The sequence below is a fragment of the Actinomadura gamaensis genome (genome assembly GCF_042652125.1).
GTDB lineage: Bacteria > Actinomycetota > Actinomycetes > Streptosporangiales > Streptosporangiaceae > Spirillospora > Spirillospora gamaensis.
The window spans coordinates 471,398-485,575 of record NZ_JBHSIT010000006.1 but is presented as its reverse complement, the minus strand read 5'-3'; the positions used below and the strand labels follow the sequence as shown (position 1 = coordinate 485,575).

The 14,178-nt window shown below is 72.0% G+C and carries 17 protein-coding genes; 7 read left to right on the top strand and 10 right to left on the bottom strand.

Annotation, left to right across the window (positions count from 1 at the left end; translation table 11 throughout):
• Positions 1-93: 93 nt before the first annotated feature.
• Positions 94-474, bottom strand: a complete 381-nt coding sequence (locus ACFPCY_RS22670) for a hypothetical protein (protein ID WP_378258199.1) — start codon at positions 472-474, stop codon at positions 94-96.
• Between the two features lie 454 nt (positions 475-928).
• Between ACFPCY_RS22670 and ACFPCY_RS22665 the strand changes: the two genes are divergently transcribed.
• Together ACFPCY_RS22665 and ACFPCY_RS22660 are read left to right on the top strand one after the other, a co-directional pair.
• Positions 929-1,435, top strand: coding sequence for a DinB family protein (locus ACFPCY_RS22665; protein WP_378258197.1), 507 nt, complete (start codon positions 929-931; stop codon positions 1,433-1,435).
• Between the two features lie 371 nt (positions 1,436-1,806).
• On the top strand, positions 1,807-2,205 hold the full coding sequence (locus ACFPCY_RS22660; RefSeq protein ID WP_378258195.1) for a hypothetical protein: 399 nt from the start codon (positions 1,807-1,809) through the stop codon (positions 2,203-2,205).
• Between the two features lie 28 nt (positions 2,206-2,233).
• Here the strand turns inward: ACFPCY_RS22660 and ACFPCY_RS22655 are convergent, their stop codons facing one another.
• Complete coding sequence (locus ACFPCY_RS22655) at positions 2,234-2,374, bottom strand: hypothetical protein (RefSeq protein WP_378258193.1); 141 nt, start codon at positions 2,372-2,374, stop codon at positions 2,234-2,236.
• Between the two features lie 203 nt (positions 2,375-2,577).
• Positions 2,578-3,450 carry a dienelactone hydrolase family protein gene (locus ACFPCY_RS22650; RefSeq protein WP_378258190.1) on the bottom strand — a complete coding sequence of 291 codons (873 nt, stop codon included), beginning with the start codon at positions 3,448-3,450 and terminating at the stop codon, positions 2,578-2,580.
• 305 nt (positions 3,451-3,755) lie between these two features.
• Here ACFPCY_RS22650 and ACFPCY_RS22645 point away from each other — a divergent pair, with 305 nt between their 5' ends.
• On the top strand, positions 3,756-4,502 hold the full coding sequence (locus ACFPCY_RS22645) for a hypothetical protein (RefSeq protein ID WP_378258188.1): 747 nt from the start codon (positions 3,756-3,758) through the stop codon (positions 4,500-4,502).
• Between the two features lie 75 nt (positions 4,503-4,577).
• Here ACFPCY_RS22645 and ACFPCY_RS22640 read toward each other — a convergent pair whose 3' ends face one another.
• Positions 4,578-5,117 (bottom strand): hypothetical protein, encoded by a 540-nt coding sequence (locus ACFPCY_RS22640; RefSeq protein WP_378258186.1) that lies wholly within the window; start codon positions 5,115-5,117, stop codon positions 4,578-4,580.
• Between the two features lie 219 nt (positions 5,118-5,336).
• Complete coding sequence (locus ACFPCY_RS22635; RefSeq protein ID WP_378258184.1) at positions 5,337-5,990, bottom strand: maleylpyruvate isomerase family mycothiol-dependent enzyme; 654 nt, start codon at positions 5,988-5,990, stop codon at positions 5,337-5,339.
• A gap of 78 nt (positions 5,991-6,068) precedes the next feature.
• Between ACFPCY_RS22635 and ACFPCY_RS22630 the strand changes: the two genes are divergently transcribed.
• The gene (locus ACFPCY_RS22630) at positions 6,069-6,509 is read left to right on the top strand and encodes a MarR family winged helix-turn-helix transcriptional regulator (protein ID WP_378258182.1); all 441 of its coding nucleotides are present in this window, start codon (positions 6,069-6,071) and stop codon (positions 6,507-6,509) included.
• 93 nt (positions 6,510-6,602) lie between these two features.
• Here the strand turns inward: ACFPCY_RS22630 and ACFPCY_RS22625 are convergent, their stop codons facing one another.
• The 5 genes from ACFPCY_RS22625 to ACFPCY_RS22605 all read right to left on the bottom strand — a co-directional run bounded on the left by ACFPCY_RS22625 (position 6,603) and on the right by ACFPCY_RS22605 (position 11,572).
• The gene (locus ACFPCY_RS22625) at positions 6,603-6,821 is read right to left on the bottom strand and encodes a hypothetical protein (RefSeq protein ID WP_378258180.1); all 219 of its coding nucleotides are present in this window, start codon (positions 6,819-6,821) and stop codon (positions 6,603-6,605) included.
• Positions 6,822-7,058: 237 nt separating this feature from the next.
• Positions 7,059-8,060 carry a CU044_5270 family protein gene (locus ACFPCY_RS22620; protein WP_378258178.1) on the bottom strand — a complete coding sequence of 334 codons (1,002 nt, stop codon included), beginning with the start codon at positions 8,058-8,060 and terminating at the stop codon, positions 7,059-7,061.
• Complete coding sequence (locus ACFPCY_RS22615) at positions 8,057-8,677, bottom strand: RNA polymerase sigma factor (protein WP_378258176.1); 621 nt, start codon at positions 8,675-8,677, stop codon at positions 8,057-8,059. Before ACFPCY_RS22615 ends, ACFPCY_RS22620 begins: the two co-directional genes overlap by 4 nt.
• A gap of 110 nt (positions 8,678-8,787) precedes the next feature.
• Entirely contained in the window at positions 8,788-9,519 is a 732-nt protein-coding gene (locus tag ACFPCY_RS22610) for a peptidylprolyl isomerase (protein ID WP_378258174.1), read from the bottom strand.
• Between the two features lie 118 nt (positions 9,520-9,637).
• Positions 9,638-11,572, bottom strand: coding sequence for a protein-arginine deiminase family protein (locus tag ACFPCY_RS22605; protein ID WP_378258173.1), 1,935 nt, complete (start codon positions 11,570-11,572; stop codon positions 9,638-9,640).
• A gap of 135 nt (positions 11,573-11,707) precedes the next feature.
• Between ACFPCY_RS22605 and ACFPCY_RS22600 the strand changes: the two genes are divergently transcribed.
• The 3 genes from ACFPCY_RS22600 to ACFPCY_RS22590 are packed head-to-tail and all read left to right on the top strand — an operon-like array spanning position 11,708 to position 14,160.
• Positions 11,708-12,874 carry a sensor histidine kinase gene (locus ACFPCY_RS22600; RefSeq protein ID WP_378258171.1) on the top strand — a complete coding sequence of 389 codons (1,167 nt, stop codon included), beginning with the start codon at positions 11,708-11,710 and terminating at the stop codon, positions 12,872-12,874.
• On the top strand, positions 12,871-13,527 hold the full coding sequence (locus tag ACFPCY_RS22595) for a response regulator (RefSeq protein ID WP_378258169.1): 657 nt from the start codon (positions 12,871-12,873) through the stop codon (positions 13,525-13,527). Before ACFPCY_RS22600 ends, ACFPCY_RS22595 begins: the two co-directional genes overlap by 4 nt.
• 24 nt (positions 13,528-13,551) lie before the next feature.
• Positions 13,552-14,160 carry a TetR/AcrR family transcriptional regulator gene (locus ACFPCY_RS22590; RefSeq protein ID WP_378258167.1) on the top strand — a complete coding sequence of 203 codons (609 nt, stop codon included), beginning with the start codon at positions 13,552-13,554 and terminating at the stop codon, positions 14,158-14,160.
• The last annotated feature ends 18 nt before the right edge of the window (positions 14,161-14,178 follow it).

Sequence of the window (14,178 nt, the reverse complement as noted above, 5' to 3'; positions counted from 1 at the left end):
GCCGGGCGTCACCTCGGTCCGCCCCGCTGAGGGACGGGCCGACCGGATCGGCCTGACCCTCAAGGTCTGGTACCCCGCCGCAACATCTTCGGTCTAGGCGCGGGTTGCGCGGTGTTCGGTGGTGGCGCTGACCGAGCCCGGGTCGGTCTGGGCGTAGACGAAGTCGTTCCCGGACGGTGCCACGTACAGGTCGAAGTGGAGGGTGGTGCCGATGGTGAGGGTTCCCGTGCAGTTGGAGGCGACCGTGTAGGTGCCGGTGAAGGCCGAATTGCGGGTGATGGTGCCGTTGAAGCTGCTGGTGGAGATGCCGGTGACCGCTCCGGCGCCGTTGAAGCGTTCGGAGCCGGCGAAGGCCAGCGGTGCGGTGGTGCTGCCGGACACCGAGACGCCGTCGCCGGCGAACAGGTAGGTGCCCTGGAGGGTGGCCGCCGAGCAGCCTTGCTGGGCGCGTGCGCGGGCGAAGTACTGGGTCACGCCGAGGACGGTGGCCAGTGCGGCGGCGAGAGCGAGCGCGAGCAGCGGTTTGACGTGCGCAGACCAGTCATGATCCTGCCTTCTTGGGGGAGGGACGGGCCGTTGCCTCCGGCCCGTGATCACTCAGAGGGTGCGCGCGATTCCCCTCGGCAACTGTCACGGTGACATCCGGGTTACGCACCGGCAATACCGGCCGACGGCCGGAAACCGCCAGCCCGGTTCCGTCCTCGATGCGGCCCACGGCCTCTCGGGGAGAGGTCCTTGCAGGTCGTCCGGGCGGTGAGGGGCGCTGAGCGGAGGGGTGGCACGGATTGCCGGATCCGGTCAGTGAGGCACGGCCGCCATCTCGTCGCGTCCGCCCTGTTCGACTCGGAGGTCGGGCCTGTGCCTCTTGCGCTCGGGTCCGCCGGTAATCACCTCGACATCGGTCGTAGTGATCGGGGAAGCTCGGGCGATGAGCAGAATCACCGATATGCCGCCGGCGTGGGACGAACGCACACAGCTCGTCACGTTTCTCGACTACGCGCGGGACACCGCTCGCGCCAAGTGCGAGGGCGTCTCCGCGGAGAACGCCCGCAAGGCGCTCCTGCCCGGCTCACCGCTGATGACCATGAGCGGAGTGATCAACCACCTCCGCTGGGTCGAGTACCACTGGTTCCAGGTGGTCTTCCTCGGCGAGGAGGACCGGGGACCCTGGACCGACGAGGACCCCGACCGCGAGATGCGCATCGCCGTCGACTTCCCGCTCACGCAGCTGCTCGACGAATACGCCGAGCAGAGCGCCCGCTACCGCGAACTGGTCGCCGTGACCGACCTGGACACGCGGGCCAAGGGAACCGTCCGCGACGGTCTCCACGTCGACCTGCGCTGGATCCTCCTCCACCTCACCGAAGAGACGGCCCGCCACAACGGCCACCTGGACATCCTGCGCGAGATGCTCGACGGCACGACCGGCAGCTAGCGCCCATCGCTCCGATCGTGATCGAAGGCCGATGAGGCGCGGCGGCGACGGCGGGTCGCCGCACATCGTCCGCAGCGGCTTGCGCGGGTCGTCGCGAGGTCGTGCAGCGGCCGTCGGACCTCATCGGGGCTGCGGCTCCTCCATCGCGCGGGTGAGCGTGGCCGCGTCCGGACAGCGGGCGCGATGAACTCGGCCTGACCGGCTTCCGTGAATTCCTGGGAAGGGGCGAGCTCCGTCGGGCCCGTCCGTTGTCCTTTTGGAAAGGGGGCGCACTCATGCGTCCTGGAATCCGCGCGCGGCTTCGGCCGCCAGTTTCACGACACAAGGCCGCCATCGCCGCGGCTTCCGCCGGGATCACGGCTGTCGCCGCCGTGCTGGCCCTCGACACCGCCTCCTCGGCCGCCACCGGCTCGGACGCCGCCAGCGCCCAGGGCACGGTCACGCGCGGCGCCACCGTGTGCGCCGGACCGCTCAACGTCCATCTGTCGAGCGGGTCGTTCCTGGCGGCCAACGGCTTCGCGTTCAACAGCGCCAACCCGAACGGGGTCGCCATTGACTGGACCCTGCGCCGCGGCGAGGTCATCACCTCTCAGGGTGGGACCACCTTCTTCACCGCCGCCAAAGTCATCCGCTCCGAGCACACCGCCCGGTTCCAGGTCACTCTGCAGGCGGGCGACGCCAACCTGCCCGGCTCCATCTGGGTCTGCGGCACGTCCTCGCTCAGCCAGTCCGCCCTCGTGGACATGTCTCTGAACCCCACCGGAGCCTGATCGCGCCGACGCCCCGCTTCGCCGAGGTCTACACGGTGAAGCGGACAATGGCGGGCGCGTCCTTGTAGAACTGCCCGAAGGTGAACTCCTCGGCGGCCAGGTGCGCGCACAGCACCGGGCCGCCGAGCCGTGCGGCGAGGTGGCGGGCGGCTTCGCCAGCGATCAGCAAGCTGGGGGCAACGGCGGCGATAAGCGGCGTCCCGGTCAGCGGCCAGGCAACCCTGCCAGGGAACCGCCCGGGGCGGCCGGACTCCAGGGGCGCTTCGACGCTGCTGTCCGGTTCTTCGGACGGCCCATCGCCAGGAAGGCGTCGAGGTCACTGGGGCCCGGCTTCTCGCGCACGGCTGCTGCCCGCCCTCATACGGTCATGCGTTATTTGAGGGGGCAGGTGTCCAGGAACTGGGTGATGGCCGGGTTCCCGGTGGGAGTCGGGCACAGGAACTGGTCATAGCGAGTGTCGTTGTCGACGAACCGCTTCATCCACGAGATGACGTACTTGGCGATGGTGTCGTTCGGTGTGGTGAAGGTGAAGTGATCGGCGTTCTTGAGCTCGAAGAAGGCCTTGTCCCTGGCCTTGCTCATGCCGTCGTAGAACGGTTTGGCCATGAGCCCGGTCGGGGCGAGGACGTCGGTGTCGTCGGCGATGAGCATCGTGGGGGTGGTGACGCTGCCGAGGGGCGGAGAGATGTCCCAGGGAGCCAGGCCGACGGCGGCCTTGAGCGCGGGGCGCTGCGCGGCGGCCTCGATGGTCCCGCCGCCGCCCATCGACCAGCCCATGACCGCCAGACGGCTCGGGTCGATGCGGTCCTTCATCGGGCTCTTGGTGATCAGGTAGTCGAGCGAGGCCAGCAACTGGTCCTTCCGGGCGCCCGGCAGGTCGAACGGGTTGTCGCTGTCCAGAGTGAGGACGACGAAGCCCTGGGAGGCCAGGCGCTGGCCGTACCATTCGATCGCCCCTTCCGGCGACACGAATCCGGGCATCACCGCGATCGCGCCGAAGGTGCCCTGGCTCTGGTCGGTGGGGTAGGTGATGACGCCGTCGTTGAATCCCCGGCCGCCGCCCGCCGGCACCGTGACCGTCGCGGTCGCGAAAGGTCCCTTCGCGTCGGTGACGCTGGCTTCGGTCGGGTCCGGCCCGCGCTGGTACGGGTTGGCGTCCGCCTGGGCCGGAGCCGCGACGACCGTCGATCCGGCCAGCGCGAGGGCGGCGGCGAGCAGTTTTGTTCTACCGAGATGGCTGCGCACGAAACTGTCCTTGCTCGGGGGCGGAGGCGGGCTCAGCGATAGTGTGACGGGTGATCGGCGACTGGCTTTGGCACTGAAGGACCATTCGCAAACGATCATTTGTCATCTGCTGCTCGACCAGCGGAATACGCGATTCCGCGAAGAGGCGCCCATCTGGATTCCGCCGTCGCCGGCGCATGACGCGGTCGCCCTTCAGCGAGGCCTTGCCAAGCTGCCATGCCGGGGCGGGCGGGTGCGCTGACGGATGTAGCTCGTTCTCGACATAGGGGGCAGATCGTGTTCTTCCGGGGGATCCGGTCGCCACGTTGGAGGTCGCGCAGTCCACGGGGCCGGAGTTCGGCTTGGCGCTCGCGGTGTCCCCTCCTGCCGGACTCGCCGCAGGTTTCTGGCTCGGAGCCACGGCGGGCCGGGCCGTTCACCATGCGGTCCCGGGTGCGACCGGTGTGGGACTTGGAGCCGCCGCCGGACTGCTGGGCGGACTGGCCGTCGCAGCCATCGTCGGGGTGCTGGCCGGAGCCGTCTGCGTGCTGGTCTCGTCGTTGTTCTACGGGTTGGTCGAGGCACTCGGTCGGGTGCCCTGGCGGACGGCGGCCGTCCGCGGCGCCGACAGGACGTCGCGCACGCTGGTGTCGGTGGCGGTGCTGCTCGGCGGACGGAAACGGTCCTGGCGGGATGAGGAGTTCCTCGCCGACCTGGCGGCGCCGACCGCGGCGGGGACCCCGCCGAGTGGTCGCCGCCGGGTGGCCCACGCCCTGGGCGTGCTTCGCGCGATGGCGGTGCTGAGGGCCGGGGACGCGTGGGAGGCGCTGATGCGTCCGGTGGACCGTGTGCTGGCGTCCTCCTGGACGGTCGAGCGGGCGTCGCTGTTGGCGTTGCTGGTCAGCGCGGTCGCTCACGTGCGCGCCGTGGGGCTGGCGACGGTGCTGGCACAGCGTGTCGGCGAGGTGGGCGGCGCCGGGGCGCTCGTCTACCTGGTGGGCAGTTGCCTGCGCGCCATCCGCGGCATCCCGCTTTCGCCCCGCCGTCGCCGGCGCAGTCGACGTCGCCGCTAGCTGGACAGAATGAGACAGCTCTTTGTTCGCCGCGGGTGGAGCCGGCTTTCTGCTGCGGCGCTGCCTAGGGGGCTGTCAGAGCTTTGCTTTCACGCTGGCTTTCATCAGGGGGTCCTCTTTGGCCATGCGGAGGCCGGGCAGGGCCAGCACCACGCCGGGGAGGGCCACGAGCGCGCAGGCGATCAGCCCGTGGATCACGGTCTGGCCGGAGGTCTCCTGGCCGCCCTGATCGAGCGCGCGCAGGATGAACCGGCTCAGGACGTAGAGAGCGACCGCGACGTCGGCGTAGCCGAAGATGACCATGAGGCGGCCGAGCCGGTCGCGCCAGCCGCGACGGCGGGCGCCCCGCCAGAGGTAGCGGCCCGCCGTCATGATCGTGCACCCGATGACGAGGGCGGTGAAGCCGTCCACCAGCGGTTCGAGGTCGTGACGCGCGTGCGGTCCGGAGCCCAGGTCGCCCTGGTGAAGGCCGGCTTGCGTGAAGGTGCGCAGGGCGGTGAGGAGGCCGATCAGCATGATCCCCGTCCCGGCCAGGATCAGGACGAGGCCGGAGATCAGCAGTAGGGGGTTCGGTCGGTGTCCGGCCGGGGCGGCTTCGCGGTGGTAGTAGGACACGTGAGTTCTCCGATCAACGACGCGGAGGCGGTCGGGGCGGACGGCAGGGCGGACGATCGTGGCGTGATCACGGGTCCGCCGCTCGTCCTGGCGTGGGCCGGTGTGCGGTGGGCTCGGCGGGTGGGCGCCCGGCGCGGGGTGGGGTCGAGGATTCGCGCCGTGCGCAGGGTCGTTGGAGGGGAGGGCCTGTCGTCGGCGGCCACGGGCCCCTCCGAGGTGTCAGGAAACCGGACGCGGGAGGGCGTCGAGCCCTGGTCCCTCGAGTCGGGGCAGAGCGGCGTCGGTGCGGCCGGTGAGCAGCAGGAGCAGCGCGGCGATCGGTCCGGCGACCCGCGGTCCTTCGCCGGTGGACCAGTCGACGTCGGTCGCCGTCAACCGGAGGCCGCCGAGGCGCCTGCGGGCGTGGAAGGGAAAACCTCGTCGCAGGACATGGTCGGCCGACAGGCGCGCGGGCTCCGGCGGCATCGGACGCTCGACGCCGAGCGGGACGGCGATGTCCTGGCCGTGGACCAGCACGTCCAGCATCGCGTCGGCGAGGCTCTGGCCGGGCGCGAGATGGCGAGAGGTGGACGCCCGGCGCAGTTCGGCGCAGATCTGCCCGACCGGGCGGCGGGCCTCGCGCCGGGCTGTGCCGTCGACCATGCGGTCGAAGTCGCCCCGCGCGCGGACGAACTCGATCAGCGCCGCGCGGACGCCCATCCGCGGACCGAGGGTGAGATGGGCCGCCACCTCGCGCACGGTCCACCCGGCGCACAGCGACGGGCACGCCCACTGCCGGTCGTCCAACGAGCTCAGCAGGTCGGCCAGGCCGGACCGCTCGCGCTCCACGACCGTCCACATCGCCGTCCGGTCCATCCGCGACCTCGCGATCATCGGTACGATGGTCTGACTTTTTTTAATCAGCCTCTCTGTCTAAAGTAGACAGAAGTTCTGACTAATTCAAGGGGGGTCGTGGCGGAGGACGTCAGCCTCGGCGTGCTGCTGCACATCGCGCACCGGGCCATGGAGACCAAGGTGTTCGCCGCCCTCGCGGCGGCCGGCATCGACGACATCACGCCCGCGCAGGCCAAGCTGCTCGCGCGCGTCCAGCAGGACGGCACCCGGCTCACCGAGCTGGCCGAGGCCGCCCAGGTGACCAAGCAGACCGCCGGGTACCTGGTGGACCAGCTGGAACGCGCGGGATACGTGGAACGCGCCCGCGACCCCCGTGACGCGCGCGCCAGGCTCGTCCGGCTCACCGACCGCGCCCTCGCGCTGGTCCCCGTCGCCCGCAAGGCCGAGGCCGAGACCGAGGCGGAATGGACGGCCCATCTCGGCAAGCGCCGCATGGACCAGCTCCGCGACAACCTGACCCGGCTACGCGAGATCACCGACCCCTACATCGACCACTGACCGGTCAGGCAGTGCCGAGGACGGGGCCGAGGACGGGGCCGAGGACGGGGGCGCCGCTCATGCGCCGGGAAGCAGAGCGCCTCCCGTGGCCGCTCAGCGGTTCCAGTCGCTCCAGCGTCGGACCGTGTACCGGATGTCCGGCATGGCCGTGGCGTTCGCCTCCGCCGCACGTTGGCGCGCGTCCGCCAGAAACAGCGGTGGCGTGACGCGGGCTTGAGTGGGCTGGCACACGTCGGCGGTCATCTCACGCACGACGACGTACAGCTCATCGGACTCGTCCCCGGTCCCGGCTGGTTCCTCTTCCTCGGCCATGATCTGAGACATTCCCAGATCACCGCTCCACATGGCCGTGCTTGGCGGTGGGTTCACGCGTCGGAGCTCCTACCCTGTCACGTGACCACGGGAGCACGGCCCGGCCGCTGTCGTTCGGGCAATGGCTGGGCCGTGACTCCTGGAGGTTCCTTCCGCCGGACTGGGGAGCGTCCTCATCGAGGCGATGAACGGGGTGGGGTGTCAGGGCGTGGCGGGGTGTCAGGGCGTGGCGGGGTGTCAGGGCTTGGCGGGGTGTTCGCCGGGCTTGTCCACTACGCCGCGCTGGAGGATCGCGGTGGTGGCGGTGGTCATTCCCTTCCTGGCCAGCTTGGTGTCCTCCACCATGTAGCCGCGTTCGCCCAGGTAGGTCAGCGTCCTGGTGTCGAAGATCCATTCGCGGCGCTCGCCGTAGGCGACCAGCGCGACGGCCACGCCGTGCCGGCCCGCCGCGTCCACCGAGTCGGGCACCACCACCACGCCGGGGATCTTCGCGGCGGCGCGGTAGACGGCGGTGGCGAGCTTGGGCGGAAGGATCTGCTCGGCCAGCAGCCGGCCGAGCTCGTCGAAGGCGGCGGCGTCGCGGGCGGCCGGGGCGGCGGTCTTGCCGGACTTCGGGATCTTCGCGTAGACGCCGTCCAGCAGGGCGCCGGGCTCGGTCGGCAGGGCGGCGAGCCTGCGGTAGGTCAGGTCCCGGTCCGTGCCGACCAGCACCATCGTCTTCCCCTCGGCGTTCCCCTCGCGGAGCAGGCCGCGTTTCCCGGGGCTCTGCGGCAGCCAGACCTCCCGCTCTCGCAGCGGCTGCAGGACCCGCGGCCCGTCGTCGGTCTGCGTGGTCCAGGCGACCTTGCTCTTGATGTAGACGAACTGGTCCGGACGCACCGGCGGGACGGGCCGGTGCGCGGCGGCGAGCGAGATGCGGTCCAGCAGCACTGCGGCGCTGCCGTCCGCGCCGGCCGCGCCGGCCGCGGACGGACGCGGGGACGGGCCGTCGCCGCCGTGCGGGAGGACGAACAGGCCCGCGGCCACCGCCGCGGCGGCGAGCGGGGCCGCCAGCAGGACCCACCGGCGGCGCCTGGGGCGTCGCGGGGCGCTCGCGGGCTCTCGGATCTGCAGCATCAGGTGCTCCTTGAGGAGGAGGTGCCGGCCGGCGGAGAGCTCCGGGTCGCCCGGAGGCGGCAGGAGCCGGACGAGCTCGGGCAGCTCGTCGGATTCGGGTCCGCGCCGTGGGGTGCCGTTCATGAGTGCCTCTCCTGCTTCGACCGGACCGCGGGCGCGCGGTCGTCACCGATGAGCTGTCCGCGGCCGGACGGGAGTTCCCGTTCGGTCTCGGTGAGCTTGCGCAGCCGCGTCCGGGCCCGCGACAGCCGCGAACGGACGGTGCCTTCGGCGACGCCGAGCGCCTCGGCGGCCTCCGCGTAGTTCAGGCCCGCCCACACGCACAGCGTGAAGACCTCGCGTTCGGCCTTCCGTAACCGGCCGAGCGCGACGCGCGCGGCGGCCAGCTCCTCGGCGTCGGCGAGACGTCCCACCAGCTCGTCGGAGAAGTCGGGCACCACCTCCCGTCCGGGCATCCGCTTCATCGCCGCCTCGTGCCGCCGGGCGGACCGGGCCGCGTTCCGCAGGACGTTCGTTGCGATCCCCAGCAGCCACGGCCGCAGCGACTCGCCCTCCGGGCGGATCCTCGCCCGCACCCGCCACGCTTCCAGGAAGGTCAGCGACACGATGTCCTCGGCCGCCGTCCAATCCCCGGTGACGCGGACCGCGTAGCGGTACACCACCCGTGCGTGCTCATCGAAAAGGTCCCCGAACGCGACGGGGTCACCTGCCCGTATCCGGGCGCGCGCTGACAGCTCCACACCCGGGTCCTGTCCGGAGCCGCCGCCGGGTTCCATGTGATCACGACCACCACGGGAACGGCGATGTGATCGAGGACGGCGGCACGGACGGAGCGGCGGGGCGGCGCAGATCAGTGGCGGGTGATCCGGACCTTGTGGAACTCGGTGTAGCGGCGGGGGTAGCCGTCGCCCGGGTTGTTCTGCTCGTCGTTGCCCGCCTCGCCGATGCGGCGCAGGACGTCCAGGCCCTCGGTGACGCGGCCGAAGGGGGTGTAGGCGGGCGAGAGCTTGGTGTCCTTCCAGGCGAAGAAGAACTGGCTGCCGTTGGTGCCGGGTCCGGCGTTGGCCATCGCCACCGTGCCGGCCGGGTAGGTGGCGCCGGCCAGGTTCTCGTCGGGGAACTGGTAGCCCGGCGCTCCGCTGCCGGTGCCGGTGGGGTCGCCGCACTGGAGGACGAAGATCCGCTGGGTGGTGGAGCGGTGGCAGTGCGTCCGGTCGAAGTAGCCGCGCTCGGCCAGGAAGCGGAACGAGTAGGTCGTGCAGGGCGCCTTGTCGGTCAGCGCCTCGAACTCGATCGTGCCCTGGGTGGTGCGCAGGCGCGCGGTGTAGGGCCTGGCCGCCTTGGCGGGGTCGAAGACGGGCAGGCCCACCCACTTGCTGACCGGCTTCACCTGCGTGTAGGCGCACGCCTGGGCCTTGACCGGGGCGGCGGGGGTGTCCGCCGCGACCGTGGGGCCCGCGATGCGGGTGCGGGGCGCGGTGCCGCCCCCGGGGGTGGCCGAGACCGACGCGGTGGCGTACACCGACCCGGTGACGGCGACGGCGGCGACCGAGACGGCGATGATCCGGACGGGCTGAAGCATGGGGGGATGCCTCTCTGCTGATCTTCAGGGAGCCACACACTAGGGGGCATCCGTCCGGCCGGACAGGGGGCGTCCGCAGGTTCGTCAGATGTCCATAGCGTCCAGCCGCAGCCTTCGGTCAGGGCCTCGGGGACCTCCACCAGGCGGTCGTGCCGCGCAGGTCGCGGTCCACGTTGGTGACGCAGTGGACGTCGCCGCCGGCGGTGCCGACGTGGTGGGCGTAGTCCCAGTCCTCGATCCAGCGGACGTGGACGCCGACCTTCCCCAGTGCTCGTTCGGTGGCCTGCTCGAACACGTCCTTGCCGGCGCGCTTCGGCGCGTGCTGGACGGGGGCGAGGTAGCCGCGGGCGGTGGTGCCCGTGGCGATGCCGTTGGCGGCGTCCGGCAGGTAGGCGACCGTCAGATCGGTGCGCGGGTAGCCGGCGGGCAGGGCGAGCTTGGTGAACAGCACCGGGACGCGGACGATGTCCTCACCGGTGATTCCCGCCTGTTCGCGCAGTTGCCGCAGGGCCTTGTCGACGCCTCGGCCTGCGATGCGAGTGCCGTCGAGCAGGGACGGATCGTGCAAGGCCTGCGCGACGGTCATTCCCGGCTTGTCGGTCTTTGACGGATCGACTCCGTCGACGAGCCGCTGAGAGCCGCCGCCGGTGCGGGCGAGGTCCTTCAGGAGCTTCAGACCCAGGCGCGGGTCGGCGACCACCATGGCCCAGCCTCGGGCGCTGCGGGCGGGGACGAAATGCATGAACTCGTCGATGTGCCCGACTCCGAGCCAGCTGGTGTCCACGACGACCGGATCCTGATAGCCCTGCGCGGCCAGCATCCGGGTGAACGTCGGGTCGGGGGTGAACTTGCCTTCGCCGCCGTACACGATGCGTCCGGTGGGGTATGCGCCGTAGGGCGGGATCGTGCCGAAATTGCCCGTGGAGCCGGCCGAACCGTAGTAGAGGTTGTCGTCCGGTCGGTCCACGCGGGTGGCGTCGAACTGCTGGACTCCGGCCACGTCCGGGCCGCGCAGCTTGGTGAAGACCGGGCGGGACGCGTCGCGCAACGGACGGTCGCGAGCGGGAAAGTCCGGCGTGACGGCGGGCGCCCTCAGGTTCACCACGATGCGGTGTTCGGCGCCGCCCGGCCCCGGCATCGACGCGTAGGCGGTCTTGTACATGTCGCCCATCCAGCGGTCGCCGCCCGAGGGCGACTCGTCGAACGGCTGGCGAAGACCTTCCGCGTCGAGGGCTCTGCGCAGGTCACGACGGTAGCCGGCCGCTCCGGGGATGGGTGTGCTCGGGGCCTTGCGCCCTTCGAGGGTCTCGGGTGCCCGCGGGTCTGCCACGACCGCCCGCTTCAGCGGCATCAGGTCGTTCTGGAAGAGCACCGGCGCGACGCGCAGCCGCACGCGGTCGGATCGCGAGACGCCCCTGTCGGCTCGCGCGGCGTCCCGGTCGGCTCGCGAGACGCCCCTGTCGGTGACGGTCAGGGTGAGGTCGGTGAAGCCCGTCCAGACGGCGGGGTCGCGGACGATGTCGCGCGCCTCGATCGCTAGCCGGACCCCATGACGCAGCTCGTCCGGGCGGAGAGTGCCGTCCGCGCCCAGCGCGACGAACCTGCCCTGGCGCTCGATGAAGAGACGGATCTCGTCGCGCGAAGCGGCGTCCGGGAGCAGCGTCGCGTGCGCGGCGGCGGAGAGGTTCCGCATCGCCGGGATCTCCAGTCGCGCAAGGTCCGCGAAATCGGACGGGCCGTTCACCACGTCGTCGGACGCGTCGCCGCACGCGGCCAGAGCGGCGTCGGTGAGCCGCGCGCCGTCCGGGGCGGCCTTGGGACAGCGGGACCGGTCGTCGTCCAGGTTCGGCAGCATGATCGCGCCGCGCGCGGCGGTCCAGGTGCCGCGTCCGGCGTCGTCGGCGGACGTCAGGCGCCCGTCGCGGTCGGTGTCGGCACGCAGGACGACGCGGGAAGGGACGCTCGCCACCGCGGGGACGGCCAGGCCGGCGAAAAGCGCGGCCGTGGCGAGCGGCACCAGGCCGATGTTTACGATGCGTGAGTGATCGTTCATGAGGACAGTCTCGGGAGCGGGGATGCCGCCGGACATCGACCGTCCGGCAGGTCTTCCGGACGGTCGCCTCGTCCTTTCGGCATGGTCCGGATGCCAAGCCGCCGGGTTCGGTGGTGCGGCGCGGGCCTCGCCGTGATGGCGGTCCCGGTTGTCGCCGATGTCTCGCGCGTAGGGCCGCTGATCACCGCGGCGGCGTGGCTCGCGTGTGCGGCGGTGCTGGTACTGCTCGCGTTCCCGCGCGTCCGGCAGGGCACGGTCGCGTGCGCCGCCGCTGTGGCGTCGCTGGCGGTGACGCTGCTGTACGGCGGTCCCGCGGACAACCGGACGGCGCTGTGGTGGATGGCCGAACTGATCGCCTCGGCCCTGACGCTCAGGCTGACGGTTCGGCGGGCGCCGGGCCGCGCCGCCGCGCTCGGCGGAGCCGCGATGGTCGTCGCGATCGCCGTCCTTCCGCTGCGGTTGACCCTGCACGTCGTCCCGCCTGCGACGGCGCGCGGCGCGGTGCTCGGCTGCGTGCTGTGCGGAACCGTCGCGATCGTGACGGCCGCCACCGCCCTGTACCCGCGGTTGCTGGACGCGCGACGGTCCCGCGCGGTGGCCGCGGCCCGCCGCGCGCAGCGCCTCGATCTGGCCCGCGACCTGCACGACTTCGTCGCGCACGACGTCAGCGGGATGGTCGTCCAGGCGCAGGCGGCGCAGATCAGTCCGGATCCCGAGGTGGCGCGCGCCGCGCTCAAGCGCATCGAGGACGCCGGTCTGCGCGCGCTGGCCTCCATGGACCGCACCGTCCACATGCTTCACGAAACGGACGACGACACCCCGCGGCCACGGCCGTACGGCCTGGACGACCTCCCGGGCCTCACGCAGCGGTTCGCCGAGTCGTGCGACGCGCGGATCAGCATCGACATCGACGTCCACGACCCGCCCCGCGAGGTGGCGGCGACGGCATACCGCCTGGTCGTGGAGGCGTTGACGAACGTGCGGCGGCACGCACCGGACGCGACCGCGATCACCGTCACCGTCACGGAAGTGGCCGGACCCGCCGTCCGCGTGCACGTCGCCGACAACGCCCCTGCTCGGACGCGCCGGCACCGCACATTCGGCGGACGCGGGCTCGGCGGGCTCGGTGGTGGCGGGCTCGGCGGACGCTGGCTCGACGGGCTCGGCGGACGCGGGCTCGACGGCCTGGCCGAACGTGTCAGAGCGTCGGGCGGGGAGTTCGCGGCGGGTCCGGCGCCCGGCGGCCGGGGCTGGGAGGTCACGGCCGTGCTGCCGCTCGGCCGGGTACGCTCCCGGCCATGACCATCCGGATCGTCGTCGCCGACGACCAGGACGACGTCCGCGGTGGTTTCCGGTTCATCCTGGACGCGCAGCCCGACATGCGGGTCGTCGGGGAGGCCGCGGACGGCGTCGCCGCCGTGGACCTGGCCCGCCGGCTGCGTCCCGACGTGGTGCTCACCGACGTCCGGATGCCCGGCCGGGACGGCGTGGAGGTCACCCGCCTCCTGGCCGGCCCGCACCTGCCGGACCCGCTGCGCGTCGTGGTCGTCACCACCTTCGACCTGGACGAGTACGTCCACGCCGCCCTGGGCGCCGGGGCCTGCGGCTTCCTGCTGAAGCGGTCCGGGCCCGCGCTGCTCGTCGAGGGCGTCCGCGCCGCGGCGTCCGGCGACGCGCTCCTCAGCCCGGCGATCACCGCCCGCCTCCTCGCCCATTTCAAGGACGCCGCCCCGGCGGACGAACCGGACCCGCACGACCTCACCGAACGGGAGCTCCAGGTCGCCGGGCTGGTCGCCCGGGGACGCACCAACGCGGAGATCGCCGCGGAGCTGTTCATCTCCCCCGGCACCGCCAAGAACCACGTGGCGGCCGTCCATCGCAAACTCGGCGCCCGCAACCGCGTCGAGATCGCCGCCTGGGCGTGGCGGACCGGCCACGTGGGCCCCGCCTCCTAGGGCACGGGCCGTACTCTGGTCGCCATGGAGGGGAAGGCCACGCGGCGGCGCGGAGCGGTCCTGGAGGAGGCGATCCTGCGGGCCGCGGTGGACGAGCTGACCGAGTCCGGATACGCCGGGCTGACCATGGACAAGGTCGCCGTCCGCGCCGGGACGAACAAGAACGCCATCTACCGGCGGTGGCCCAACCGGCTCGCGCTCGGCATCGCCGCGTACCGGCGGCTGGCCACGACCGTTCCGGTGCCGGACACCGGCACTCTGCGCGGCGACGTCCTCGAATTGCTGCGCGGGGCGAACCGGCATTGGAGTTCCCCGCTCGGCGCGATCCTGAAAGAGCTTTTCGCCGCGGCAGGCGGGGCCTCGGAACTCGTGGCGCAGTTGCAGGACCAGTCCGAGGACGCCGCCGCCGCGCCGTGGCTGACCGTGCTGGAGCGGGCGGTCGCACGCGGCGAAGCGGCGCCCGAAGCGCTCCATCCGCGCGTCGCCACGGTGGCCGTTTTTCTGCTGCGCAACGAGTTCGTCGTTCGCGGGGTGCCGACCGCGCCCGATGACGTCCTCATTGAGATCGTGGACGAGGTGTACCTGCCGTTGGTGCGGGGGCGCGGAACGTCCGCGAGCACGGTCGGTCGGTGACCCTGGGAAGCTCGTGGG